Annotated in this window: 21 protein-coding genes; 11 read left to right on the top strand and 10 right to left on the bottom strand. The window is 63.6% G+C overall.

Annotated features, from left to right (window positions below; genetic code table 11):
- Positions 1 to 6: 6 nt before the first annotated feature.
- Positions 7 to 915, bottom strand: a complete 909-nt coding sequence (locus ACU5AX_RS18635; protein ID WP_446692050.1) for an ArdC family protein — start codon at positions 913 to 915, stop codon at positions 7 to 9.
- Between the two features lie 88 nt (positions 916 to 1,003).
- A complete protein-coding gene (locus ACU5AX_RS18630) occupies positions 1,004 to 3,271 on the bottom strand; it encodes a ParB/RepB/Spo0J family partition protein (RefSeq protein ID WP_446692049.1) in 2,268 nt (755 codons plus the stop codon).
- Between the two features lie 190 nt (positions 3,272 to 3,461).
- Here ACU5AX_RS18630 and ACU5AX_RS18625 point away from each other — a divergent pair, with 190 nt between their 5' ends.
- The gene (locus ACU5AX_RS18625) at positions 3,462 to 3,959 is read left to right on the top strand and encodes a Ros/MucR family transcriptional regulator (protein WP_446692048.1); all 498 of its coding nucleotides are present in this window, start codon (positions 3,462 to 3,464) and stop codon (positions 3,957 to 3,959) included.
- A gap of 43 nt (positions 3,960 to 4,002) precedes the next feature.
- On the opposite strand, the gene ACU5AX_RS18620 is transcribed toward ACU5AX_RS18625, so the two are convergent.
- Genes ACU5AX_RS18620 through ACU5AX_RS18610 form a run of 3 tightly spaced genes read right to left on the bottom strand, consistent with a single transcriptional unit; the run spans position 4,003 to position 9,356 of the window.
- Positions 4,003 to 8,220 (bottom strand): strawberry notch-like NTP hydrolase domain-containing protein, encoded by a 4,218-nt coding sequence (locus ACU5AX_RS18620; protein WP_446692047.1) that lies wholly within the window; start codon positions 8,218 to 8,220, stop codon positions 4,003 to 4,005.
- Positions 8,221 to 8,256: 36 nt separating this feature from the next.
- Positions 8,257 to 9,117 carry a DUF7146 domain-containing protein gene (locus ACU5AX_RS18615; RefSeq protein WP_446692046.1) on the bottom strand — a complete coding sequence of 287 codons (861 nt, stop codon included), beginning with the start codon at positions 9,115 to 9,117 and terminating at the stop codon, positions 8,257 to 8,259.
- Positions 9,114 to 9,356: a hypothetical protein gene (locus ACU5AX_RS18610; protein WP_446692045.1), complete on the bottom strand. Its 243-nt coding sequence runs from the start codon at positions 9,354 to 9,356 to the stop codon at positions 9,114 to 9,116. The genes ACU5AX_RS18615 and ACU5AX_RS18610 overlap by 4 nt, the downstream gene beginning before the upstream one ends.
- 241 nt (positions 9,357 to 9,597) lie before the next feature.
- Here ACU5AX_RS18610 and ACU5AX_RS18605 point away from each other — a divergent pair, with 241 nt between their 5' ends.
- Positions 9,598 to 9,867, top strand: a complete 270-nt coding sequence (locus tag ACU5AX_RS18605) for a hypothetical protein (RefSeq protein ID WP_066773327.1) — start codon at positions 9,598 to 9,600, stop codon at positions 9,865 to 9,867.
- A gap of 40 nt (positions 9,868 to 9,907) precedes the next feature.
- Here the strand turns inward: ACU5AX_RS18605 and ACU5AX_RS18600 are convergent, their stop codons facing one another.
- Positions 9,908 to 11,200 (bottom strand): DUF8535 domain-containing protein, encoded by a 1,293-nt coding sequence (locus ACU5AX_RS18600; RefSeq protein WP_446692044.1) that lies wholly within the window; start codon positions 11,198 to 11,200, stop codon positions 9,908 to 9,910.
- Positions 11,201 to 11,313: 113 nt separating this feature from the next.
- On the opposite strand from ACU5AX_RS18600, the gene ACU5AX_RS18595 reads away from it, so the two are divergent.
- A complete protein-coding gene (locus ACU5AX_RS18595) occupies positions 11,314 to 12,201 on the top strand; it encodes a lytic transglycosylase domain-containing protein (RefSeq protein ID WP_446692043.1) in 888 nt (295 codons plus the stop codon).
- A gap of 145 nt (positions 12,202 to 12,346) precedes the next feature.
- Here the strand turns inward: ACU5AX_RS18595 and ACU5AX_RS18590 are convergent, their stop codons facing one another.
- The 4 genes from ACU5AX_RS18590 to ACU5AX_RS18575 all read right to left on the bottom strand — a co-directional run bounded on the left by ACU5AX_RS18590 (position 12,347) and on the right by ACU5AX_RS18575 (position 16,129).
- Positions 12,347 to 13,318, bottom strand: a complete 972-nt coding sequence (locus tag ACU5AX_RS18590) for a helix-turn-helix domain-containing protein (protein ID WP_446692042.1) — start codon at positions 13,316 to 13,318, stop codon at positions 12,347 to 12,349.
- Between the two features lie 293 nt (positions 13,319 to 13,611).
- The gene (locus ACU5AX_RS18585; RefSeq protein WP_446692041.1) at positions 13,612 to 14,469 is read right to left on the bottom strand and encodes a replication initiator protein A; all 858 of its coding nucleotides are present in this window, start codon (positions 14,467 to 14,469) and stop codon (positions 13,612 to 13,614) included.
- A gap of 578 nt (positions 14,470 to 15,047) precedes the next feature.
- Positions 15,048 to 15,488, bottom strand: a complete 441-nt coding sequence (locus ACU5AX_RS18580) for a hypothetical protein (RefSeq protein WP_446692040.1) — start codon at positions 15,486 to 15,488, stop codon at positions 15,048 to 15,050.
- 179 nt (positions 15,489 to 15,667) lie between these two features.
- Positions 15,668 to 16,129, bottom strand: coding sequence for a hypothetical protein (locus ACU5AX_RS18575; RefSeq protein ID WP_446692039.1), 462 nt, complete (start codon positions 16,127 to 16,129; stop codon positions 15,668 to 15,670).
- A 419-nt stretch (positions 16,130 to 16,548) separates the two neighbouring features.
- Between ACU5AX_RS18575 and ACU5AX_RS18570 the strand changes: the two genes are divergently transcribed.
- The 8 genes from ACU5AX_RS18570 to traC all read left to right on the top strand — a co-directional run bounded on the left by ACU5AX_RS18570 (position 16,549) and on the right by traC (position 24,400).
- Entirely contained in the window at positions 16,549 to 16,869 is a 321-nt protein-coding gene (locus ACU5AX_RS18570; protein WP_066708110.1) for a TrbC/VirB2 family protein, read from the top strand.
- Positions 16,870 to 16,928: 59 nt separating this feature from the next.
- Positions 16,929 to 17,219: a type IV conjugative transfer system protein TraL gene (gene traL / locus ACU5AX_RS18565; protein ID WP_066773306.1), complete on the top strand. Its 291-nt coding sequence runs from the start codon at positions 16,929 to 16,931 to the stop codon at positions 17,217 to 17,219.
- A 1-nt stretch (position 17,220) separates the two neighbouring features.
- Entirely contained in the window at positions 17,221 to 17,793 is a 573-nt protein-coding gene (locus tag ACU5AX_RS18560; RefSeq protein WP_446692038.1) for a type IV conjugative transfer system protein TraE, read from the top strand.
- 41 nt (positions 17,794 to 17,834) lie between these two features.
- Positions 17,835 to 18,608 carry a type-F conjugative transfer system secretin TraK gene (locus tag ACU5AX_RS18555; RefSeq protein ID WP_066708184.1) on the top strand — a complete coding sequence of 258 codons (774 nt, stop codon included), beginning with the start codon at positions 17,835 to 17,837 and terminating at the stop codon, positions 18,606 to 18,608.
- A gap of 3 nt (positions 18,609 to 18,611) precedes the next feature.
- Positions 18,612 to 19,955: a TraB/VirB10 family protein gene (locus ACU5AX_RS18550; protein ID WP_446692037.1), complete on the top strand. Its 1,344-nt coding sequence runs from the start codon at positions 18,612 to 18,614 to the stop codon at positions 19,953 to 19,955.
- Positions 19,942 to 20,814: a DsbC family protein gene (locus tag ACU5AX_RS18545; RefSeq protein WP_446692036.1), complete on the top strand. Its 873-nt coding sequence runs from the start codon at positions 19,942 to 19,944 to the stop codon at positions 20,812 to 20,814. Before ACU5AX_RS18550 ends, ACU5AX_RS18545 begins: the two co-directional genes overlap by 14 nt.
- 65 nt (positions 20,815 to 20,879) lie before the next feature.
- The gene (locus ACU5AX_RS18540; protein ID WP_446692035.1) at positions 20,880 to 21,824 is read left to right on the top strand and encodes a TraV family lipoprotein; all 945 of its coding nucleotides are present in this window, start codon (positions 20,880 to 20,882) and stop codon (positions 21,822 to 21,824) included.
- Positions 21,821 to 24,400 carry a type IV secretion system protein TraC gene (traC, locus tag ACU5AX_RS18535; RefSeq protein WP_066773547.1) on the top strand — a complete coding sequence of 860 codons (2,580 nt, stop codon included), beginning with the start codon at positions 21,821 to 21,823 and terminating at the stop codon, positions 24,398 to 24,400. Before ACU5AX_RS18540 ends, traC begins: the two co-directional genes overlap by 4 nt.

Raw genomic sequence — 24,400 nt, 5'->3', positions numbered from 1 at the left:
AAATGGTCATGCCGCCAGCTTCGCCGGCTGCGTGGCCTCGCTCGAGAAAGCCCGCAGGTATGCAAAGGCTTGCTCCGCCTTGGTGGCGGCGACGAAGATCACGCCTTTGTCCGCTCTCAGCATTCGTAGCCAATCGCCGATGTAATTCGCATGGCTGTCATGGATTTCAGACGGAAGGCCTAGCTCGCTGCAGACCATGGCTCCTGTAAGCTCAGCAACAAGCTCTTCGAGGCAGTATGCCTTGTCGCCAAACTTCTTTCCGAAGGTTCGATCCAAGCGGGACTGATGCCCGGTCCAGTGAGCGTGTTCGTGAGCGAGGATAGAGGCATGAGCGTCGGCGGACTTAAAGCTGCCGGCGGGAGGCATCTGAATGAAGTCGAAGGTTGGGCTGAAAAAGGCCCGATCGCCTCCTCGACGCACACGCGACGGTATAGCCGAGAAGAAGGCGTCGATCCGATCCTGTCTCGCCGACAACAAAGCAGGCGTCGGTGGGACGGGCCGGGCATAGAAGTAGCTCGGTAGGCCCTCAATTTCGTCGGCATTGAAGACGGTGTACGAGCGGAGGAATCGGATCATCTTGTCGGCCGAGAGGCCGAGCAGGTTCGGTTGCGCCTTCTTGCGGAAGGTGGAGCTGTAAACAGAGAACGACGGCTCGGCATCACGGCGGACCTGTCCGCCAAGCTCGTCGGCTTGGCGCGCGGTCATCCAGTAGCGGCTCTTGAAGCCTAGGAAGTCGGCCATCGCCCATAACCAGATCGAGTTGATGCCGAGGTATGGAGTCCCCTCGTGACGGAGCGGGCGCCCACCCTCTCCGGTTACCGACCACGGACGCTGCCAGGGAACGGTGCCGGCCTCGAGCTTGGCGATGATAGTGTCGGTAATTGCGGCCGCGATGTCGCGAGTGCCTGCGGGCATGGCACGGCTCCTCGAATGAACGTGAAAAGAAGCTGCCGACGCCGCGGTGAGGCAGTGCCGGCAGCGAGGTTGCCCAGCGGGTGCGCTGTTACTCAGCCGCGACCAGATGGTCGGTCGTGTCGTCGTTCTGATGATCCGGGTGCGGGACCTCACCCGTGCCACTGCCGTCGCCGGCGTCGGCGGTCTCGTCATCCCCGGTGGGCTGACCGTCACCGTCGTCGATCAGCGCGCCGAGGTCCTCGTCTTCGCCTTCGCCGTTGTCATCGCCGATCAGCCCGGCAAGCTCGTCCTGGCCATCGTCCGCAGCCAGCTCATCCGAAGGCCTATCATTGAACCGCATCGCCGAGGGCACCCAGGCGAGCGCCTTGTCCTTGATCTCGCTTTCGACGATCGCGTCACCGGCAAACAGCTTCTGGCACGACGCCGAGATGTCCGGCTTCTTGCTGCTCGCGTGGCGGCTCGTCAGCGCCGGACCGCCGACCTCGTCGAGAAGCGACAACAGCGCGCCCTTGGGAACACGGTCGAAGAAATTCTCCGACGTGGGGCGCCACCAGCTGGCGACGTCGATCTCGAGGATCGTGGCGAGGCGGTTCTGGAGCGGGATCTGCTGGGTTGCGCCGTAGCCTTCCTTGGCCTCGAACGACGTTGCGACGATCCATGCCATCCAGGCCGCCTTCGTCTCGTCGGCCAACACCCGGAACGCCTCGAAGCGAGCGACCTTGTCGGTCGCCTCGGTCCAGGTCGCATCCAGACTGTCGTGGACCTCGGCGAGATAGTCCCGCGCACGCGAGTTGGGCACATTATTCGCCAATACCGGATCCTGCGGCAGCGCCGCCCGGATGGTCGTGCCGTTGCCGGTGCCGCGGTGACTGCGCGCTTCGATCATGGCGAAGATCATGTAATCGAGCGCGAGACCGGGGTTCGCCTGCAATGCCGCGCCGAGCACGTCGCGACGTTGGATCGCGAGTTGATCGATCAGGACTTGGCTCATCTGCTTACCGCCGGGGGCCGCACGGTCCGGCTCGACGGTCGCGGTGGTGCCGCCCCGGAAGCTCGACCGTCCAGTACCCTCCTCGATCCGGAAGGTCGGCGTCGGGATACCGCGCAGCGTGACGTCGCCATCGTCGTCGCCGGTCTCGTCGCCGCGCTCGCCATCAGCCTCGCCAGCGACGTCGTCGATCGTATCGGGCTCGACCATCGTAACCGTCAGCGGCGTCTCGCTGTAGAAGGTGTCGTCGAGCACCATCTCGCCCGCGTGCGACAGCGTCAGGAACGTGCCGACGCGCGACGCGAGTTCGGGAGGCATCATCACCGGCCGATTTTCGAGGCCATGCAGTTCCGCAGCGAGCGCGTCGTACTGCTCCTCGATCGCCAGCGCCGCCTCGTCGGTCAGCGTGCCGCTTTCGAGCTGCTCCTGCAGCGGTTCCAGCAAGGCCTCGATCTCGACCGCACGAAGACCCTGCTCCTCGGTCATCGGCTCGGTCGGCAGGGTCACCGGATAGAGGCCGCGGGCGGCATCATAGGTGCTGTTCGATGCGACGGGTCGAATCCACGCCAGGCCGCGCTCGTCGCCGATGCGCTTCGCTTCGGCTTCCATCTTCTCGGCAGCGAGCTTCTGGACGATCTCGGGGTTCGACCAGCGGTCGTCACCCTCGCTGAACAGCTCGCGCTCGATGATACCGCCGGCCGCTTCATAGGCGTCCGCGCCGACAAGCAATGCGACCGGATCGCTGCTGCGCATGTCGTCGTTGGCGATCATGCGACGGATCATGTCGGCATTGTAGTAGCTGCTGTGGCCGTAGGTATTCCAGACCTTCAGCTGGCGGTCATGGCTGGCAGTCGAGCCGTATGCCTTGGCCATCTCGAGGCTGATCTTCTCGTCAGCGAGTGCATCGAAGATCGGCTCTGCGAGATCCGCAAGCCGCAGACGCCCCTCCACGAAGCGGCGGGTCACGCCGAACCGACGGGCGATACCATCGATGTCGCCGCCCTGAGACTGGATGATTTGGAAGCCGCGGCACTCGTCCGCCGGGTTCATCGCATCACGCTGGAAATTCTCGACCAGCGAAACTTCGGAGAGCTCGCTCTCGGGGCCCGTCATCAGCTTGACCGGCACGTCATAGTCGTCGGCGTTGATCTCGCCGCGTTCGACCAGGAGCATCATTCCGCGGTAGCGGCTTTCGCCGGCGACGATGCCGAAGTGACCGCGCGGCTTCTTCAGCGGCGTCACGATGAGGTTCTGGAGGATGCCGCGTGCGGAGATGCTCGCGGCGAAGCTCTCGGCCTTGTCGGCACGACGCTTACGGACATTGAAGTCGGAGGGGACGAGCTTCGACAGCTTGACGGACTGGATCATGGGAAATCACCCTTATTGCTGAGCATCCGACATTCTCGCCGGACACCAGCTCCCTCCCCCCTTCTCTCCTTGGCTCCGGCTGCTTCGGAACGTGACATGTTCCCGGCCCGTTCAGTGTTGCCGCGCGGGCGCTCCGGGCTATGAAGGTGACGTCGCGCCCGCGACCTTCCCCTGACTATCGGGATCCAAGATGAGCGAAGATACGAACCCCGTCGAACTGGCGACCGAGCTGACGATCGCGTGGCTATCGAACCCGAATACACGGACCTCGGCCGACGACGTTCCGGCTTTCCTGAAGGCGATGCATGAAGCGGTCGCGACGCTCGGCGCCGGCCCGAATGAGGCGATCGCCGAGCCTGCTGCCGCTGAATACACGCCGGCTGTATCGGTGCGGAAGTCGCTGGCGAGCAAGGACCATATCGTCAGCATGATTGATGGAAAGCCGTACAAGACGCTGCGCCGTCATCTTGCGGGTCACGGCCTGACCCCGGACGATTATCGTCAGCGCTACGGGCTGAAGGCCGATTATCCGATGGTCGCGGAAGCCTACAGCGAAGCGCGCCGGGATATGGCCAAGAAGATTGGCCTCGGACGCAAACCAGGCCAGAAGCCGGGTGCTGCAGCGGTCGAGGCACCGGTCAGCAAGCCGCGTCGGACCAAGAAGGCTGCGGAAGCCGCCGAAGCCTGATTGGCGGGCCGGTCCGTCCGATAGTGGCAGGACCGGCCAGCTTTCATGCCACCTTGAGGAGTTTCTCGAGGATCGTGCTGGCTTCTCCGACCGGCACAAACACGCGCGTGCGATAGGCGATGATCTCCGTGAAGCATCCCAGCGCCTTGAGGTAGGCGAGTTGCTGAGCGGGAGCGCGCTCGATCTCGATCCGCTGCGCGCCGTTTACGAAAGAGCGGCGGATCGTCATCTCGAACGGCCGAACCACATCGACGCTGCGGCCCGACAGGACCGAATGTGCGATTGCCTCGACAGGAAGATCCTCACTCTTCGCGATCCCCAGCTTGGTGTAGAGCTGGACGACGTGCTGGTCGAACACGAGGCGGCCCAGCCACGAGTTGCCTTGCCCATCGACGATCCGGTTTACCGCGAGATGATCGGACGGGAGCGCCGACCAGATCGGGAGGAGCAGGCCGGTCGCGAGACGGATCGTCTCGACCTCGGTCTGCCCTGCCAGCTCGGCGACCTCTTCGGTCCACTTGGTCTCGAACGTCGCGCGATCGATCACGTCCCAGGCGGACTCGAGCAAATCGGACTTGCCGATATATTCACGCCGGCATGGGCGCTGCAGTTCGAGCCGAGGGATCGGCTGCCCCTGTTCGTCCATCCACGGGCGAGCGTGTAGCTGCAACGCGACCTTGCCCGACCGCGCGTTCATGACGAAGGCCGCATCGTCAGCCCACTGCGCCGTCGTGAGGATCCGCTCCAACGAAATCGGTGTCTTCTTGCGCGCAATCTCGATGGTGAGGAGGTGGGACGTCGCGCCCGAAAGCGGGTCGGTGCGCAGCAGCGTGTCGTCGACCACGGTAGCGGTATCCGCGGTGATGGTCTCGACGCCAACGTCGAGCGTGCCCGCTTCCCGGGCTGCAGCGACACGCGTTTCGACGAGAGAGAGAAACTCGTCGAAGATCACGTTCTGCAATCCGATCGGCAGTGCCAGAAGGCGATTGAGCCAGCGCTGGATAGGCGGCAGCTCTTCCTTCAGGCACCCGTCGCTGTCGTAGAGCTCAAGCCCGGTGCGCGCGCAGAAATCGTCGAGGGTCGTGCTGGTCAGCTTACCCTTGTCGAGGAGGTGAAACCACGTAACGAGCGCGTCCTTGGCGTATTCGCTCTCGAGGTTGTCTGCCGGGTCGAACAGGTTCTGCCCGCCGGTCTGGCGCTGCCCACGTGTCAACGCGCCGAGGCTATCGAGCCGTCGTGCGATCGTCGAGGTGAAGCGGAGCTCGCCCTTGCAGTCCGTCGTGACCGGTCGAAATAGCGGTGTCGAGGCTTGATGGGTGCGGTGCGTGCGGCCGAGCCCCTGGATCGCTCGATCAGCGCGCCAGCCCGGTTCCAGCAGGAAGTGGACGCGCTGCTCCTGGTTCTTGGCGTCGAGGCTGGCGTGATAGGATCGTCCCGTCCCGCCAGCGTCGGAAAAGACCAGCACGCGCTTGGTGCCGGTCATGAAGGCCGCAGCCTCGACCTGGCTCGACCGAGCTGATCGGGTTTCTACCTTCTGGCGGCCATCGGAGGTGCAAACGAGCCGCTTGGAGCGCCCCGTCACCTCCGCGACGTGGTCGGTGCCGAAGTGCTCGATCAGAGCGTCGAGCGCGGACTTGATCGGCGGAAGCCCACAGATGTGTTCGAGCATGGCCTCACGGGCGGCGATGGCGTCCGGATTGTAGACCGGGTTGCCGGCCTCGTCGGCCATCGGTCGCGACCGTGCGGTGCCGGTATCGTCGGTATAGGTTTCCATCTGACGCGTCGGGAACGCGCGCTGCAGATAGTCGGCGATATACTCCGTCGGCGACAGGTCGATCGTCGGATCGGCCCGCTCCTCGGCCGACATCTGGTTGAGCCGACGATCAAGGATCGCTTCGGCGGTGGTCACCAGCTGAAGCACGACCGATTGCCCAGCCTTGAGGTGCTGTTCCACCGCGGCGATCACCGTCGGGAGCTTCATCGCGAGAAGGACCTGACCGAAGAACCGCTGCTTGCAGGATTCGAGGCGCGACCGGGCGGCCGCTTTTGCCCCGCTGTTCAGCGTCCCGCCTTCGAGGCCATCGACGACGTTGGTGAACTCGAGCGCCGCCTCCATGTTCTGGTGGATCACGCTCCAAGCCTGCGCATAGGTGTCGTAGATCTCGATTTGCAGCTGCGTCAGCTCGTGCTTCAGGACGTCGTACTCGACGCCCGCGAAGCTGAGTGCCCTGGCGGTGTAGAGTCCAAGCGCCTTCAGGTCGCGGGCGACCAGCTCCATGGCAGCGATGCCGCCTTTCCGGATCTCGGCGATGAACGTCTCGCGACCGGCGAATGCCGTCTCCGGCCCCCACAAGCCGAGCCGAACCGCATAGGCGAGGTTGTTCACATCGGACGCGCCCGTCGCGGACGCGTACAGAACGCGGGCGTCCGGGAGATGGTTCTGCAGAAGGACGCCGCAGATCCCCTGCTGTGATCCATCCTTCTTGCCGAGCGCACCCTCGCCGCCCGCTACGCCGCCCATCTCGTGCGCCTCGTCAAACGCGATGACGCCGTCGAAATCAGGCCCCGCCCAGTCTAGGATCTGCTGCAGGCGGCTGCTCTCGGTCCGCATCGAGCGCAGCGTGGGATAGGTGACGAACAGCACGCCCTCTTCGAGGCGGATCGCCTCGTCGATCTTCCAGTTGGAGACCGGCTGCACATCGCCCGCCATGCCGCCCAGCGCAGACCAGTCGCGCCGCGCATCCTCAAGGAGCGGCTCGTTCTTGGTCACCCAGATGTGGCGTCTGCGGCCCTGCAGCCAGCTATCGAGAATGCACGCGGCCACCTGACGGCCCTTACCCGCCCCCGTTCCATCGCCGAGGAAAAAGCCTTTCCGGTAGCTGCGGCCGTCCTCGTCCAGGGTGAGGCCAACGCCCTCCTTGTCGGGTTTGAAAGTGCCCGGAAGCATCTGCGACCATGCGTGTCCCGCATAGATCACCGTCTCGAGTTGCGACGAGGACAGCATTCGCTCCGAGACGGTTCGCTCGGGCAGGTGGGGGATATGGGCGGGAACCGGAGCGGGGATCGAGCCCATCGCGACCGATTCCACCAGCGCCGTTGGGTGCTCGCCGGCTGCGTCGAAGACGATGCGGCTCGGGCGATACGGAAGATACACTCCGACCTGGTCCGCCAGCGGTGCCGGAGCTGTCAGGGTCGTATAGCCTACCGGAAGAACGGCGTTGCGGACTGGCTTGTGATAGGTCCGTGCCACGACCGGTTTTGCGGTGCGTGCGGCTCCGAAGAGACTTACTGCGGCAGCGGGAGCCTTCGCGCTCCGTGCTTCCGGCACCAGCTCGGCTCGGGCAGGAACCTCAACCACGTCGAGGAAGTCGAGGACGGAGCGACGCTGGATGACTGTGTGCGACGTGCCGCCTGCCACCTTGTCGATGACGTAGAGCCGCACCGCGATGTCGGTGCCATGCTTGCGGTAGCAGCTTTCGAGCCGCAGCGACGTGCGGACGGTGCAGCCGGTGAGTACCGCTTCATAGGCCGCTTTCAGTTGCGCGCTCGGCGCAAACCAATCGGGCATAATCGCGACGATCCGGCCGCCCATCGAAACGCGGCGGATCGCCGCCTGCAAATGGCGTAGCGCCGCGAGATTGTCCGCCCCGCGGCCGACGCTGCGCGAGAATGGCGGGTTCATCAGAACGACGGTGGGCCGTTCCAACGACGCGTGAAGACTGACGAGCGATGCCCCATCGTGACCAGTGATGATGGCTTTCGGGAAGATGCTGGCGAGGCGGTCTCGACGACGCGGGTCGATCTCGTTGAGCTGCAGGCCGGCATGGTGCGGCACTTGGACCGCAAGCAGTCCATTGCCTGCGCTCGGCTCCAGCACGATGTCGTCCGGTCCGATCGCGGCCATGACCGCTGCGAGCGCGCCGATATCGATCGGCGTCGAAAACTGCTGGAGCTCGATCTGCTCCTCGCTGCGCACTGTCTGCGTCGGGAGCCGATCCATCAACGCTGCCGCGTGCGGCACCCCGGCCATCTCAGCCAGCGGATAGGGCTGCTTGGCGACGTGCAGCGCCAACGCGTGTTCCAGCATCTCGAAGCTGTCGCGCTGGGTCCAACAGCCCTCGGCGTCGGTGCCTCCGAATGCGGCCGTCATGGCGTTGTTGAGCGCGCGCCGCGTGATCGGCTCGCCAGAAGCCAGCGCCAAGGCGATCGTGAGTGCGGCCGGACGGTCGGTGACAGGCGGCAGGTCGAGGAGGTCGGACATGGAAGGCTCCCTTGGTCATGCTGCCATTCCGGCAGCTCACCGCCTCCCTCCCCCTCCTCTCTCCTTTGCCTCGAGGACCTCTGCCCAATCCTTGTAGGGCGCTGGCGGAAAGTCCGGCACGACGGTCACGGCGTCCGACGCATATTGCTCGATGCTGCGTGCCACGGCGCGTCGCCCGGCGAGATCGCGATCCGCAGCCAGGATCAGCCGGGTGACCGACGATGGAATGGCCAGAAGGTCGAGCCGTCGGGACCCGAACGAAGACCAACAGGGCAGGCCACGCAGGCGCGACCATGCTTGGGCACTCTCAAAACCCTCCGCGAGCCCAATCGTCGAGGCCAGACCACCGCCACGCCACGCACCATTTCCAAGTGTCCCGAGTGTCTGCTTCTCGGTGTAGGCGTTCGTTGTCGGGTCGATGAAAATTCTCTGGAAAGCGACCAGGCGGTCGGCTTCGCGAACCGCGACGAGCAGTGCTGGCTTGAACACGGTGAGCGGCTTCGGGCCGAGGGGGCAGCGCGGGTGGAAGCGAATGTCGGTCGGCAGCGGTAGCAGGAAGCGCGACGCGAGATAGCGCTCCGCGCAGGTTCCTGGCACGGCACGAGCCTCATTCCACAATCGCTCGATATTGCCGGTGCCGCCTGCCCGGGTCACCTTGGGCGGCTCGTAACGCTGATGAAGCGGTATGCGGTCGAGCTCGCGCAGGATGTCGGCAGGGTCGCAACCCGCGAAGCAGGTCACAAGGATGCCTCGATCGCCTTGTCGGAGTGAGAGGCTTGGCGTCTTGTCCGTATGCGCTGGGCAGCGGCACGTCGCGACGTTCCGGTGCCAGGTGCCCCCGAGCGCGCCTACGAGGTCGACCAGCTTCTGCGACGGACGATTGGCGATCAGGGTCATGCCGGATCCCCCTCGCGCCGCATCGTCTTCGTCAGGCGCGCGATCACATATTCAGCGTCCCGCTTGGCGAAATAGCTGTCGATCGCGTCGTCGTCGTGGAGGGGAACGACGTCGGCGTTCGGTTCGGACCGGCTTCGCACATAGGTCGCCAGGGCGGCCCGCGCCGACTGTTCGCTGGGATGTACGTCGGTTTGATCGCGACCGTCGTCGTCGCGGATGAAGAGCAGGAAGCGTTCCATGGCGAGCGGACCTCGTACTTGGCCGCCTGTACCGGCGAACCATTACCGAAAGGGAATGTCGGGCCATCCGAGCAGCCCATCCTTTCTCCCCCCCTCCGCTCTTCCTCTACCCCTGTTAAATCAGGGCTGATTTCGTATCCGTCCCGTTTACCCAGCGCTAAGCTCAGCCAAGTAGGATGCTCTAGGAACTAGAATCGATCTGTGCTTGTTTGTCGACGCACGGCCTTAAAAAGAGGTGTGGATGTCTCAGTTTTCGCCAGTCGAGATCGCGAACTGGGTCGCCATCTATCTGGCGGCAGGTATCTGCTGCGGAATCGCCATGGTCATGTCGGTTTCGGTGACGCTTCACGAAATGTGGCAGGCCAAGGTTTGGCAAGACGCCCGGACGATCCGCGGCGCAGCCTTGCTGCTTCCGAAGACATGGTGGAGATGGCAGAAGCTTTATCTACTCTCCACTCCTGTCACGCTCGGCATAGTCTGTTACTTCGCCGCCACGATGAACTGGGGTTGAGCTTCGAAATCTGCGATTATTTAACGGTCAGACAGGGCGTTTAGAGCTTCATCGCATTTGCGATCTGGATACCTGCGGAATCGTCGTCGATATCGCTTGGATGTAATGTCAGCAGATCGCCCAGGTGGCGCATGCGCGGGTGGGTCACCGCCTTTGCGGCGAGATAATCGTCGTTATCGAACCCCATCGCTTCCACCACGAGCGTGCGCAACTCGCCGGTCTCGCGCGATCTGCCCTCAAGGATGAAGTCCGGGCGACATGGGCCATCTGGTGTCATGGTATCGAAGAGCGGCTTCCCGATCGCCAGGTCGATCGATTGCGATCGGAGAAGCCGTTGTGCTTCCAAGATCCGCTTGAGGGTTTTCCGCTCGAAATCCGACTCCACCGGAACGAACAGCCGGCCATTGTAGATCGGCTGTGCGTACCCCCGCAGCGGGGCATATCCATGGGCCTCCGGGTATTCGCCGGCGACAACCAGCACGAGGAACGGGCCGCTGATCCTGTTGCCGCGCACCGATGGTGACTGAACCCGGTTGGCAATTTCCACGGGTGGACCGTCGGGCACGTAGATCTTGTGCCCTTGGATCGCCGTCGCATAGAGCAGGATGAAGCCCTGCGGCGCGTGTGCCTTTGGCCAGTTTTCCGCAAGGCGTCGCAGCGTCGCATACACGACCTTGGCCTCGAGCGGCCGGGCGTGCGTCCAGATGGCGCGGCCCAGCTCGATGCCGGGTGCGATCTCGATCTTACCCGCAGCGCCGAGGATGGCGGCGAAGGCTTCCCTGATCGACCATTCCGGGCCTGCGCCGATCGGCGGGACGCTGTTCGATCCGGCCGTGTCCATCAGCCGCCATAGGAGGCGAGCCAGCCGCGGCGTCGACGCGTTTCGGGTACGATCGTCGTTGCTGTCTTCTTCCGGCCGTTGTGAGAGCTTTTCCGGCGCGGGCCTGAGCACCTCGAAAAAGCCAGCGGGCGGGTCGGTAGGTGTGTTGTGGGATCGGACCTCGGTGATCCGGTTGGTCACCTGGTCGCGGAAGAACGGGCAGTCTGGGCGATGCTCGGGACGTTTCTCGCTGGTCAAGCGTCGCAAATAGTAGGTTTCCGCCTCGGACAGGAACGCGGGGGTGAGGATCGGTGGGGCCGCCTCCGCTCCAAGGCAATTGCAGGCGATCCAGCGGTGACCGATGCGCGCGTTCTGAACCAGCGTGATCCCGGCCTGCTCGTCATGGAACGTGCCCTGGCCCACGTACCAGCGTACCAACGCCTCGCGCAGCGGCTGCGGAAGCTTGATGCGATTTGGGCCTTTTCCGTCAGTATCTCGATGGATCAACCACATGCTCGAAGAGCCTTTGGGCGCCGTTTCTTGACCAGTTTCGCCCTCAGCCCTGGTCTTGACAAGGGCAAATCTCTTGATCTCCACTCTTCTAAACAGGGGGTCGAGGAGGTTTTGTGCGGAAATTTTACGCCGGTGTGGCGATCGCAAGCGTGGCGCTGGCCACATCTGCCACGGCCGCGCCCGGTAAGCGCGGCAGTGTCCGGCGGGTCGAGCTGATCTCGATGACGACGGCGTCTGCGCCTTCTATGGCGGAGGGGGAAGGCGGATCTGCTGAAGAACTGCCGGCCCCTGACCTACCGCCTGAGTTCAAGGTGCACGATCTGAGCCGCCGCTACGTTGAGTTTCGGATGAAGCAGGAGCTCGCATCGATTGTCCCCGAGGTCAGCGTCTCCGACAGCCTGCCCCAGGGTGTAGCGGCGACGTCGTCCATCAGCGTGCCAGATTGGATGAGACCGGGCGTCGGATCGTTTACGACGCCAGCCTTCGTTCCCGGCTGCGCCCCGCTCGCATATCGGCCGTCAGGATTTCTGTCGCGTGAGGCCGAAAATCGGCGGGCGCTCTACTATGGCATGATGAGCTCGATCGCCTGCGAACACGGCATTCCCACGGGGCTCTTTGACGCAATGATAATCCGCGAAAGCCGCTACAATCCGACAGCGCTATCGCCGAAAAACGCCTTCGGCTTCGCGCAGTTGATGCCCGGCACTGCGATGGGGCTCGGCGTGAACCGGTTCGATCCCTACCAGAACATGCGGGGCGGTGCCCGATACCTCCGCCAGCAGCTCGATAAGTTCGGCCGCGTGCAGCTCGCGCTCGCTGCCTATAACGCCGGTCCGGGTCGGGTGCGGGGAGGCTTTGTCCCCCGGATCACCGAAACGCAGGCCTATGTGACCGACATCATCGCAAATTGGTCAAGATTGACCGCACCGCCTGGTTCACAAACGCTCCGCTCGACCTTGCCACAACCTACGTATCGCTCGGTCGCACTCGCGCAATTCTAACCTCTCAGCGCTCGCGCCCTCCCGATAATCGACGCCAGAAAACGCATGCTCCTCTCGGGAGCAATGCGCCGGCGTAGCCGGCGCTCCAACAGTGCGTCTTTCGGGTGTGGTTGAGATGTGCGTGGTGCTTTCGCCAGCGGCGCCGTCAGGCGTGAACGCCTTGGCCGGCTAGGCCAAGTCTTTCTGAGCTAATGATATATGAATCTAGGAGCGGTTGCGGATCAGTTTGGCACTCGCTCTCTTTGGCATCGAGCGCGGCGCCGAGGCGCGCGAGAACCTTGCCTAGTGGGCCGTCGACCGTGGCCAACGCGTATTCCCGACGCGACAGAGAGCTAAGCATTGCAGCCGTTTGCTCGATCCGCTCGGCCTCCTGTTGGACGACGTCCGCAGGCAGAGGAGCCGGGCGCAGCCAGCGTGGAAGGTGAGCCTCGATCCAGGCAGGCATAAGCATGCGGTACGCGTTGCTGGTTTGCTTATAGCGTGGTCCAACGCCGTCGATCTCGACGCGTTTGAAGCGACGCTGGGCAAGAACGAAGCCGAGTTCGGTCAAAAGCGCGAGTGCTCGGATGACGGTGCGGCGTCCGATACCGACGGTCTCGGCCAGATAGTCGTGGGTGGGATACACACGGCCAGCTTGCACTCGCGCGATCCTGAGCAATGCCTCAAGGACCGCCAGCGTGTTACGGCTGAAGCGCAGGATAGCGGCTTCCCGCGGTGTCGGCTCTCGTTCTTCGTGCGCGATCTTTGCGCGCAGGTTGGCCCGTCCGGCGCTGAGCGCCGCAGCGCGCTTGAAGATCCGGTCGGTTTCACCCTTGCCGGGACGCGAAAAGAAGGCGTCTTCGAACGTACCAGCCTCGATGCTGTCGCGACGCACGGGCGCGCCAGTGCGGTGGGTTGCGCCAGATCGCGACGGCTTTCGCTTGAAGCGGGCACCGCCGAGCGCGGTCAGAGCCGCCTCTGCCATTGTTATTACAGCCAATTTCCTGCCCTCATATTGGGCCGGGACCGGGGCATAACTCGTCCGTGGCGCGAAGCGCGCAACCCTTGAACCGAAGCTCAGAAACCAGTATATCTTGAGCGTACAACGGCTCTTTCGATGCTTGCCGGCATCGGACATAGCGGTCTCAGGGTGCCCGGCCTCGTGCCGGGCATTCGTTTATGTGGTCACAGCCATTCCCAATTTTTCTAGGCCGCAGACTGCGACCCAGGCGGCCGCATAGTGGCGCACGACAGCCATTCGCGAAACACGTGTGATTCGTGCTTTCGACAACATTAGCCGACTAATGTTCGTGCTTTTGAAAACACGTGAGCGGCCGTGTCCCGCGCCACGGGACAACAATTCGTGCTTTTGGAAACACGAGAGGTCGGTAGCGCCGCGTTTGGATTCGGCTTTCGTCGAATCGGAAACGTCTATGACGAGAGGCGCTTCGCCGTGCTCTCTGGAATGATTTTGACGAGGTATTCGCGGACTGTGCGCCCCGCTGCCGTCACCGTTCCGAGACCTTGATCCTCTATTTCAAATCGAAAGCCAGGGATCGGGTCCTCTTTGATAGTTTTCGTAAGTGCGAATTTGAATTGGCGCGAGGATCCCTGATAGCCCATCTGCAGCCGTAGATCCTCAAGCGGAATGGTCGTCTGGCCGTCAACGCACAGCGATCGCGCGACCTCATAGAGTCGACGTTCGACCGGACCGAGCTGGAAGTAGGTAGATGCGTATTCGAGAACCTGGCGGTCGACCATGATAGCCCGATACAGCCAGTCACAGAGGCGAATCTTGACCGCCTTCAGGCGCTTCACGCCACCTTCGCCCTTGCTGTATTGCAGCTTGGCCTCTTGTAGCCACGAGAAAAAGCCCTCCTCGCCTTCCCCGCCTGCTTCGATGTTGGTCTTGATCTGTGTGCCTTGAAGTCGCTCAAGAGCCTCAGACAATCTTGTGTAGGACCTAGCCGACTTGTTGACGCCGGTGACACTGAAAAGGTCGTTCGCGCTGAAGCTGAACTCCTGTCCAATGGCCTTCCCTGCCTCTACCTTGGAGACCATTAGGCTGGCGATATAGAGCAGGATTTCCTTGTCGTAGATCGTGGCCACCCCTTTTGGTCCCGGCCCGATTTCGATCGAGATGTCGCCCTTTTTATAGGTAAGCGGTTGCATCCAGGCCTTCTTCGCCAACGCGAAGAACGGCCATGCCATGAGTGACCGCTCTCCGCGGACTGGGCCGTGGAGAGGACTGTCGAGCAGAAAAAGCTCGCCCTGTTCTTGCTCCGCCATTGTCAACTTACCTTCATGTGTCTCGGCATTCGCCGAGGAGAGCGGATCGGGTTCAGCAGCGATCCCGAGTGACCTCGACGCTCTCGTGTTTTTGATAATTCGCTTCCGGCGCTCTCGCGTTTTTGAAAGCACGAAAATCCGGCCGCTGGCGTTTCCGAAAGCACGAAATTTGACCCTAAAACCGGCTTTCGCGGCCCTGTTTCTGCCGATTTCGGACAGTCCCGGCCCACCCGGCCGTCCTTCTTCGTGCTTTTGAAAACGCGAGAGGCTGTGTCGGTGTAGCGGTCGGTAAGGGGGGTCTGGATTACGAAAGCGTAAGCCATGTCTCGCCGTAGCACCGTGTCGGCTTCGGCTCAAACGGCTTCATCGCCGCCTGCTGCTGCGCACGGTCCTCTAGCCCGCGTTCAACCTCCCCCCCTCCTTTCGATCCCCCGGGCCCTCAGAGGCTCTAGCAGCCCTCAGGGACGCGAGATCGCAGGCGCGGCGGGTAACTCTGCCCCGAGCGGCGTGGCGGTGCTCACGGCGAAAAAAAAGGCACCAGAAGCGGTGCCCTATCCATCATTCCAGTCGAGGTGCGGTTAGAGCCCGTCGGCCTCTCTCTTTCGCAGCCGGAGCCCCTTGCGCTCAGCCAGGTCCGCATACCCTCGCTCGAAAGTCTCACATACCAGCTGCTGGATCTGCTGGCCGTGCTCACCCTTCACGTCGCTTAGATCCAAGCCGCCGATGGCGGACACAGCGTTGGCCAATCTGGGCGCCAACCCGCCGAACATCGTCGCGAGAAATGACGTCAGCCCTGCGGCGTCCTCGCGATCGTCACCAGACATGCAGCCGAGCAGTTCGGTCCCGAAAAAGGCTTCCGACTGCGTGATGCCGAGCGCCGCGCAGATCGCCTGAGCCTCGTCCACCCGCATCGGCCGCCGCTTTGCCGTGTCAGAATGCAGGATCGAGTGAAGCCTCGTCCGTTTCATCTCCGGCGTAGCAGCCTCGAGCACGCGGAACGTGACTCGCAATTCCTTCATCCTCGCGAGGAGGAAGTCGGCAAGTTCTGGCTTGGCGCTGCTACTGCTTTCGCCAGAATTGTAAGGATTAGACGCTCCCACCTCAGGGCACTCCCCACCCGCTAGCTTCGTCTCAGGTACGCCCGAAAATGACGGAATGGCAACCCTGCCGTTAACGTTAATTTCATGTTCCCGAGGTGCTACCTGATTGGAATTACATTCGTTTCGGTTCTTTTAGCCGCAGCGCGAAAGGCCTGAGCGTCCTCGACGTCCAGCCCCAGCTTGTTAATCACCTCCGTCGTATTCTCCTCGACGATGAAGTCGAAAAGGACCAGTGAAACGGCGGACGCAAAACTCACCGAAGAGCCGACAACCTCTTGCAGGTCTGGGATCGAGCCGTCGATTGCCTCGGCGCTGCTTTCAAGGATCGTCAGGGACAGGCCGACATCACCATCGGTTGGGATGATCCGCAGATGCTCCTTTAGAGAGCTTGATCGGTAGGTATCCTTGATTTGAGCGGCCGATGAAGATCGATCGTTGACCACGTCGTTGATCGAAAGAAGCCTCTTCTTCTTGTTCGAGAAAAGCCGGATGCTTTCGGTTACGAGCCGAAAGAACGTTTCCGAGATCTTTAGATCGAAGGCGCGTTCACCCGCCGTCATCTTAGAAGAAGTCCTCACCTTGATAGCACACCCTGAAAAATACCGTCTCCGCGGCGTTTTAGCACCATCGAGTCCGCGTTGTGTAACACAATCAAAGAGCGGAGTCGCATCGTGGGATTACGGCCTTCGCGCCCCTGTCCTCGCACACGGACGCCTGTCCGCCAATACGGACAGCTGTCCGCCAATACGGACAGGCGGTCGTAAACGCGGACAGATGTTCGTGGGGGCGGACAAGTCGTCCCGGAGCACGGGACAAGAGCCTGATTGGTGAGCTGGTAAAGCTCATTCCGTCGCAATCGCAGAAAAAACTTACGGCAACCTTACCGGTTCCTAAATCCGCCGATTGCGCGAATTTTTTTCCCGGTCGAGCCTTTGGTTGGGCGCGCTGAAATGCGCTCAATCAAAGGAGATCTTTCGTCATGAAGACCATGCTCAAGATGGGCCGTCGCGTCGAGACGGCCGCACTGGCCACCCTCGGCGTCGCAGCCGCTGCGGCCGTGATGGCCTCGCCCGCCTTCGCCGGTGCCGACGGCACGTTCGATACCGCGCTGAATGCCTTCACCGGCTTCCTCGAGGGTTCGGGCGGCAAGATCATCACCGTCCTGTCGCTGGCCGGTGGTGTCGTCGGTCTGGCCTCGGGCCGCTTCTCGCTCGGCCAGGTCGCGATCCCGGTCGGCGTGGGCGTCGGCGCCGGCACCGGCGTTCCGATCGTCACCTCGACTGTCACCGCCACGATCTAACCGCCCGGCGCCGGCGGTAATAGCAGCACCGCCGGCGCCGCCACTTCTGAAGGTGGCGTATGTCAGCCGATAAGTACGTGATCCCATCGCACCTAGACGACCCTGAGCTTATCGGCTTTTGGACGTTGGACGAGTTCCTAGCGATGGTCATCCCCTTCACCTGGGGGATTCTGTCCCAACACATCGTCATCGGGATTGGGTTTGCCGTCCTGGGCTGGTGGGCTCTTCGCAAAGCCAAGGCGGGACGGGCGACTTCGTGGTTGATCCACTTGGCGTACTGGCATCTCCCTGGCGGCTTTCCGTCGCTCAGGGCCACGCCACCTTCCTATCTCCGACTGATGGTGGGCTGACATGGATTTCTCCTACCAGCACGCGCAGAGCCAGCGTGTCCTTCGCCAGCGCAATCTCCTCGGCATCGCCGCCATTGTGCTCGCAGGCGCCGTTGCACTCCTCCTTCTCATGTCCGCGACGCGCAGCCGCGAGATAGTCCTGCAGCCGGTCCTCGGATCGCCGGTGACGGTCTCCAGCTCCGGCGTATCGCGCGAGTATCTCGAGCTCGTTACCCGCGACACGGCGGTGCTGACGCTCAATCGGTCGCCCGGCAGCCTCGACTATTGGATGAAGTCGGTTCTCGCGATCGTCTCCCCGAAAGCGCAGGGCACGATCAAGGCGGACCTGCTCAAGATCGTCAACGAACAGCGCAATTCGAGCATGAGCCAGTTCTTCACGCTCGAGGGCATGGAGATCGACGCCAAGCATCTGCAGTCGACCGTGACCGGCAAGCTCAGCACGGTGGTCGGCCAGAAGATCGTCTCGAGCGAGCCCCGCACCTTCATCTACGACTGGGAATATTCGGGCATGAGCCTGAAGCTGGTCGGCTTCAGCATGGCGCAGCCGAAGGGCCGCCTGGGAGGGTCGCTGTGACCGCCACAATCTATGCTTTCGGCAGCGCTGCACTCGGCACGATGCTCGCCTCGCGCACAATGTGCTGGCTCAGCCGGATCGCCGGCGCGGCACTCATCGCGCTCGCCGTCTTCTTCTTCGCCGCTCCCGCGTTCGCGGCGAGCGATCAGACGTTGATGGTAGCGGACGGTGCGCAGGTGTCGTGCACCGCATCGGCCAAGGATCTGACGCGCATCAGCCTCGTCGGCGACGAGTTTGCCGGTGTCTCGAAGATCAACACGGGCAACCCCTCGGACGACTTCTCGGTCGTCAACGAGCCAGTGCGCGGTGACATCTACCTGTCGGTGCCCGAGGGCTTCAACCGCCAGACGCTGTCGTTCTTCGGCACGTCCAAGCGCGGCTACGTCTACAAGTTTGCCTGCCGCATTGCGGGCGACCAGGCGGTGCAGGTGTTCCTCTCGAACCCCGCGATCGCAAAAGCCGACGCGGCCGAGGCGGCGCCGACCAAGGTCGCTGCCGCGTCGACCCCTGAGGACGCGGCGGTGTCGCTGGTCCAGGCGATGTACGCGAACAAGTCGGTCGATGGCTACGAGCTGCGCCAGCGCTCCTTGAAGCCGGTCTACGTCGGCGACCTCAAGGTCCAGATGATCTCGGAATATCGCGGCGAGGCACTGACGGGTCGCGTTCTGCGGATCGAGAACAAGGGCACGCAGGAAAAGGTCCTGACCGAGGCACAGGTCGCACCCGCCAGCGCCCTCGCCGTGTCGATCGCCGAGCCCAAGCTCGCACCGGGTCGGGTCACGACCGCCTACCTCGTCTCGCGGAACGGAAACTAAGCCATGGCCATCAAGGACATCTTCTCGCGGTCGCGTAAGCCGCTCGACGGCCCGGAGGCCGCTCCAGAGACGGACGGCGTATCGCCGATCGCCTCCGAGCTCGACGGCAACAACGAGACCAAGAAGAAGCAGCGCATGCTTCTGGCGAGCGTCGGCGCGGTCGGCCTCGTTGCCTCGTCGTTCTGGATCTTCGGCGGGTCGGACAACGCCCGCAAGATCGATCCCGACAAGCCCGAGCAGGTGAAGGTGTCGGTCGGCGACATGGCGAACAGAACCCTCTCCGAGCAGGAGTGGATGGCGCTGTCAGAAAATCGCTTCCAGTCGGCCGAGAACCAGCTGAAGAGCGTTGACGGCACCAACGCCCGTGTGGCGCAGCTTTCGCAGCAGATCGACGCGTTGAAGGCGCAGAACCAGTCGATGTCCTCCGACGGCCAGCGTGTCGTCTCGGCCTATCAGGCGGAGAACGAGCAGCTGCGCAGGCAGGTGAACGAGCGCGCGGCCGCCCCGCCGCCTGTCCCGGCCGGTCCGCAGGCGATGTACGGCCCGGGCAGTGCTGCGGTGTACGGTCGCGGCGCCGGCGCGCCCCCTTCCGGCCCAGACCTCTCCGCACCGCGCCTGAGCGAGGTGAAGATGGTGTCGTTCAGTTCGACCGATCGCGGCACCGCTTCCAAGATCGCGAAGGGTAGCACGGTCTATACCGACAGCCCCAACTACCTGCCGGCCAACAGCTTCGCGACCGCCAAGGTCATCGTCGGCGTGGACGCCGCGGCGGGCGTGAATAGCCAGACTGATCCGCTGCCCGTCGTGTTGCGCATCACCGGGCCTGCGCGTTCGGTGCTGCAGAACGGCAAGCTCCTCACCACCAAGATCCAGGGCTGCCTTATCAACGGCGCCGCACGTGGCGAGCTGTCGAGCGAGAAGGTCTACATCAAGCTGCAGAAGATGACCTGCCCGCAGCCGGGCGGCCGCTATGCCGAGTCCGAGGTGAAGGGCTTCATCGCATTCGGCGGCAAGACCGGCGTGCGCGGTCGTGTCGTCAGCCGCGAGGGATCGCTGGTGAGCCAAGCCTTCATCGCCGGCCTCGTCGGCGGGATCGGCCGCGGGTTCGCGGCCAACACCAACATCGCGCTGCAGCCGGGCAACGTCGTGCTCGCCAACGGCAAGCGTCAGCAGCTCGGGCTCGGCGACATCGCGCAGGGCGGCGTCGGCAACGGCATCGGCGAGGCGGGCGACATGGTCTCCAAGTACCTGATCGAGCGCGCCGAGCAGTACCAGCCCGTCATCGAGATGCCGACCGGCGTCGACGTCGAGATCGTCTTCCTGGAGGGTGTGTATGTCCGCAATTGATTACATCGCCTTCTGGCGTCTTCGTCCCCGCTTCATCGCCACCATCGCGGGCTGCGCGGCCGTCGTCGGCATCGGTGCCGCAGGCGCTGCGGCCGACCTCGGCATCATGTCGCCGTCGAACCAGAAGGTCGCCGCGCTCCTCAAGGCGCGGCTACCGCGGACCGACGTGTCCAAGGTCGACTGTGGCGTCGTCGACGGCCTCTGTGAGGTGACAGCCGGCAGCAATCTCTTCTATGTCGATCGCTCAGGCCGCTACCTCATGATCGGCCGGGTCTACGACATGGAGACGCGGCAGGACCTGACCGCCACCCGGCTTCTCGAGATTAATCCCGACACGCTCATCGGCGGGGCGGCTAAGGCCAACAACGCCGCCAGTAGCGACGAAGCACCTCTAACGCGTGGTGCCGGTTCCCAGCCCGCCGCACCTGCAGCGCCGCAGCACCTCTCGCTTACGAGCCTGCCGTCGACCGGCGCGATCGTCTGGGGCAAGCCTTCGGGCAAGACGGTTACCGTGTTCAGCGATTTCCGCTGCGGCTATTGCCGCGCGCTCTCCAACACGCTCCGCACGATGAACGTCCGCGTGATCGAGCGCCCCATCTCGGTCCTGGGCAGCCGCGACCTCGCCAATCAAGTCTATTGCGCCAAGAACCGCGAGGAGGCCCTGCATCAGGCCTACGCCGGTGAGCCGCTGCGCAATGCGGGCACCTGCGACACGTCGGGCCTCGACGCCAACGAGAAGTTCGCGCGCGCGCATGGTCTCTCCGGCACGCCCGTCATCGTCCGCGCCGACGGTGCGATGATCGAGGGCTACCGGCCCAAGGAGGCGCTCGCCGCCTTCATCGCGGGAGGACGGTCGTGACCCCTACCAAAATCGGAGCGCTTGGTTTCATCCTCGCCGGCACTGGCCTTGCCAGCTGCACGACGATGGGTGGCAACATCAAGGGCAACTTTTCGTGCGTCGCCCCAGACGGCATCTGCGCCCCGAGCTCGACGATCGATGATCGCGCATTGGCGATGATCGCCGGTGAGGACGGCGATCGTATGATTACGCCCGCTGGTCCCTACAGCGTTCCGCCGAGCGAGGGCCGCGGCCCGCAGAGTATGGCAGCGCGCTCGGTCGCGGGCGGCTTCCAGACAGCATCAGTTGCACCGGCACGTAGCCAGGAGCGCGTGCTGCGCATCGTGTTTCCGGCGCAGATCGACGCGGCCGGGCGCCTGCGCGAACAGACGGCCATTCATGCCGTGGTCGAGCGCGGCGGGTGGCAGCAGGAAATGGCAGCGAACGCGATTGCGACCACGCCCTCCGAGGTGGCATCGGCGACGGGCGGCGACACCCTACTTGCGGCTGTCGATCGCGCCGATCCTCCTGTCACCGCATCAGCCGATCCCGCCTTCGATCTCGATATGCCGAGCGCAGCTGCGGTTGCCGCGGCACGCGTACAGGCTGACCCGGTCGGTGACATCAAGGACCAGGTCGCCCGCCAGCTCGCGCGCAATCCGCGACGCTTGCCCGTGGCCACCAGGCCGTCTTTCCGTCCCGCCCCGGTCGCGGTTGCTGCTCCCAAGGCTCCCGTATCCTCGCCTCAGGCGCGAACGGCGACAACGCAGACTGTCAGCCCCACCAAAACATCCACCCCGTCCCCATCCGCATCTGCCCGCCCCGTAGCGACGACGCCAACGGCGACGTCGGCGGTCACGGTGCCGCTTCATGCGACCCAAGCGGGTCGGACGGCGATCGCATCGGTCGCGGCAAACCCGGCAATCCGTGCGGGGCTTGGTCGCGTCGAGCCTGACGCGCGCGAAGCCGCCAAGGCCAACGGCGTCGTACCGGTGCTGCGCGCTCCCTCATTCCCCGGAGTGGATCAATGAGCTTCCTAAGCGGCCTGCTGGCGATGATCCTTGGCGATAATGCCAAGCCCGAGGGCGGACGGCCCGACACAGCGGTGCCGCGCTTCGTTCACTGGCTGCCGTATCGCAGCTTCGACCCGAAGACGAAGATCTTCTACAATAGCGCGACCCGCGGGTTCGTCCTCGAGTGCACGCCGATGCTCGGCGCGACCGAGCAGAGCCATGAAATGCTCGCGCAATTCCTCTCTGAGGGCATTCCGACGCCGGGCGCGCTGCAGGTCCATGGCTGGATGAGCCCGCGCATCAGCGAGTTGCTCTCCAAGTGGTATCTGCCGCGCTATTCGGCGGCCGGCGTCTATGAGCGCATGGCCAAGCACCGTACCGAGTATCTGCTCGGTGGCGTGTGGAACTCGCTGTCGTCCGCAGCGCCCTTCCACATGCGCAATCACCGGCTCGCCATCTCCTATTCGACGCCGGAATCGAGCCGCGTGTCCAACGAGGAAATCGTCTCCGTGATGGAGGGCCTCGCGTCCGCGCTGGAGTCGATCGGCGTCCATTCGCGCGCGATGGATCCCAAGGCGCTCATCACCTGGATCGATGACCTGACCTCACCGACGACGGCACCGGGTGACGACACGATCACCTACAATCCGTTCGATCCCATCGCCGATCAGGCGGTGCGTCACGACCTCGAGATGAAGATCGAACCCGATCGTATCCTGCTGCGGACCGAACGATTCCGCCCGACCGGCAAGACGGTCGATAATGCACCCGAGATCGGCGAGATCTATCCCGACACGTTCGACGTGCGCTCCTTCTCGGTGCGCAACCTGCCGCAGCGCTGGGCGCCGTGGGACATGGCCAAGCTCATCGGCGACATGTTCGCCGACAAGCTGCGCATGCCCTGCCCGGTCTCGACCAACCTGTGTCTCGACTTTCCGGATGCGGAGGCCGAGGGGCAGCGTGCCGGTCGCAAGTTCATGCGGACCACGAGCCTCGCGGACTCCAAGTCGGCGCGCATGCTGCCGCAGCTGAAGGATCAGTCGGCCGAGTGGAAGTTCGTCAAGGACGAGCTGCGCCAGGGCCGCAAGCTCGTGCAGGCCTTCTTCTCGGTTACCTCGTTCAGCCCGAAGGGCAAGGGTGACTCGAACGAGCGAACGCTGAAGTCGGTGTACCGCGCCGCAGGCTGGGACCTGCTCGACGATCGCTATCTGCAGATCCAGGGCCTGCTCGCTGCCATGCCGATGACTATGGCGAACGGGCTGTCGTTCGACCTCAAGAACATGAAGCGCATGCGGACGGTGCTGACCACCACCGCAGCGAGCCTCATGCCTCTGCAGGGCGAGTATCTGGGCGGCCTCCAACCGCACCTCATGCTGGTTGGCCGCCGTGGACAGCCGTTCTTCTGGTCGCCGTTCGAGAACACCGCCGGCAATCACAATGTCGCGGTGTGCGGCAAGTCGGGCTCGGGCAAGTCCGTCGCTCTGCAGGAGCTGTGCGCCTCGATGGTTGGTGCCGGCGCGAAGGTCGTCGTTATCGACGACGGTCGCTCGTTCGAGCACTCGGCCAAGCTGCAGGGCGGCGCCTTCGTCGAGTTCACCATGGCGTCCGGCTTCTGCATCAACCCGTTCGCGATGATCGACCCTGAGCTTGCCGGGCAGGACGAGGACTATCTCATGGACTGCTTTGCGATGCTGAAAAGCATCGTGAACCAGATGGCGCGGCACATCGACAAGCTCAACGACACCGAACGTGGCCTGATCGACGGTGCCATCAACAAGGTCTGGGCGGCGAAGGGACGTAGCGGTTGCATCGATGACGTGATCGCTGCCCTCGAGGAGACGGGTAATCCGGTTGCGACCGACCTCGGGATCGCCATGCGGCCGTTCTCGAGCGCGGGCACCTATGGCCGCTTTTTCACCGGTGACGTGTCGTTCCAGCTGAAGGCGAACCTGACCGTCTTCGAGCTGTCGGACCTGTCGTCGCGCGAGGAGCTGCGCTCGGTCGCGCTCACCGCGATCATGTTCATGGCGAGCCAGGCGATGCGCCGCGAGGATCGCTCCGTGCCCAAGGCGCTGCTCCTCGACGAGGCTTGGCAGATGCTGAAGGGCGGCTCCATGGCCGACTTCATCGAGGCCTATGCGCGTACCTGCCGCAAGTACGGTGCCTCGCTCGTCACCGCCACCCAGAGCATCAACGACTATTACAAGTCGGATGGCTCCAAGGCGGCGCTCGAGAACAGCGACTGGTTCGTCGTGCTGCAGCAGAAGGCTGAGACGATCGCTGATTTCAAGAAGCACGATCGCTTCGAGATGGACGATTACACGGATGCTCTGATGCGCTCGCTGAAGCGCAACGGCGTCGAATATTCCGACGTGCTCATCAAGGGGCCGGAGTCGATGGCGGTCGGTCGCCTCGTGCTCGACCCCTACTCCGCGACCGTCTTCTCGTCCTCACCGCGCACGTTCGCGGCGATCCACGATCTGCTCGATCACGGTCTGACGATGGAAGAGGCGATCGAGCGCGTCGCCTATCCCGAAAACCCTGAAAAGTGGAGCGACGCCGGCGACGACGCGCTTCCGATCGCCGCGGAGTGA

Source organism: Sphingomonas benefaciens, assembly GCF_052907485.1.
The sequence above is the reverse complement of the archived record's forward strand: the minus strand, read 5'-3'. Positions and strand labels throughout refer to the sequence as shown.

Excerpts from the sequence above, each read along its gene's own strand:
- ACU5AX_RS18615 (WP_446692046.1), bottom strand. The coding sequence starts at position 9,117 with ATGACCCTGATCGCCAATCGTCCGTCGCAGAAGCTGGTCGACCTCGTA.
- ACU5AX_RS18570 (WP_066708110.1), top strand. The coding sequence starts at position 16,549 with ATGAAGACCATGCTCAAGATGGGCCGTCGCGTCGAGACGGCCGCACTG.
- ACU5AX_RS18545 (WP_446692036.1), top strand. The coding sequence starts at position 19,942 with ATGTCCGCAATTGATTACATCGCCTTCTGGCGTCTTCGTCCCCGCTTC.
- ACU5AX_RS18540 (WP_446692035.1), top strand. The coding sequence starts at position 20,880 with ATGGGTGGCAACATCAAGGGCAACTTTTCGTGCGTCGCCCCAGACGGC.
- ACU5AX_RS18620 (WP_446692047.1), bottom strand. The coding sequence starts at position 8,220 with ATGTCCGACCTCCTCGACCTGCCGCCTGTCACCGACCGTCCGGCCGCA.
- ACU5AX_RS18610 (WP_446692045.1), bottom strand. The coding sequence starts at position 9,356 with ATGGAACGCTTCCTGCTCTTCATCCGCGACGACGACGGTCGCGATCAA.
- ACU5AX_RS18630 (WP_446692049.1), bottom strand. The coding sequence starts at position 3,271 with ATGATCCAGTCCGTCAAGCTGTCGAAGCTCGTCCCCTCCGACTTCAAT.
- traC (WP_066773547.1), top strand. The coding sequence starts at position 21,821 with ATGAGCTTCCTAAGCGGCCTGCTGGCGATGATCCTTGGCGATAATGCC.
- ACU5AX_RS18590 (WP_446692042.1), bottom strand. The coding sequence starts at position 13,318 with ATGTCCGATGCCGGCAAGCATCGAAAGAGCCGTTGTACGCTCAAGATA.
- ACU5AX_RS18635 (WP_446692050.1), bottom strand. The coding sequence starts at position 915 with ATGCCCGCAGGCACTCGCGACATCGCGGCCGCAATTACCGACACTATC.
- ACU5AX_RS18555 (WP_066708184.1), top strand. The coding sequence starts at position 17,835 with ATGCTCGCCTCGCGCACAATGTGCTGGCTCAGCCGGATCGCCGGCGCG.
- ACU5AX_RS18600 (WP_446692044.1), bottom strand. The coding sequence starts at position 11,200 with ATGTGGTTGATCCATCGAGATACTGACGGAAAAGGCCCAAATCGCATC.
- ACU5AX_RS18585 (WP_446692041.1), bottom strand. The coding sequence starts at position 14,469 with ATGGCGGAGCAAGAACAGGGCGAGCTTTTTCTGCTCGACAGTCCTCTC.
- ACU5AX_RS18560 (WP_446692038.1), top strand. The coding sequence starts at position 17,221 with ATGGATTTCTCCTACCAGCACGCGCAGAGCCAGCGTGTCCTTCGCCAG.
- ACU5AX_RS18605 (WP_066773327.1), top strand. The coding sequence starts at position 9,598 with ATGTCTCAGTTTTCGCCAGTCGAGATCGCGAACTGGGTCGCCATCTAT.
- ACU5AX_RS18580 (WP_446692040.1), bottom strand. The coding sequence starts at position 15,488 with ATGAAGGAATTGCGAGTCACGTTCCGCGTGCTCGAGGCTGCTACGCCG.
- ACU5AX_RS18550 (WP_446692037.1), top strand. The coding sequence starts at position 18,612 with ATGGCCATCAAGGACATCTTCTCGCGGTCGCGTAAGCCGCTCGACGGC.
- ACU5AX_RS18625 (WP_446692048.1), top strand. The coding sequence starts at position 3,462 with ATGAGCGAAGATACGAACCCCGTCGAACTGGCGACCGAGCTGACGATC.
- traL (WP_066773306.1), top strand. The coding sequence starts at position 16,929 with ATGTCAGCCGATAAGTACGTGATCCCATCGCACCTAGACGACCCTGAG.
- ACU5AX_RS18575 (WP_446692039.1), bottom strand. The coding sequence starts at position 16,129 with ATGACGGCGGGTGAACGCGCCTTCGATCTAAAGATCTCGGAAACGTTC.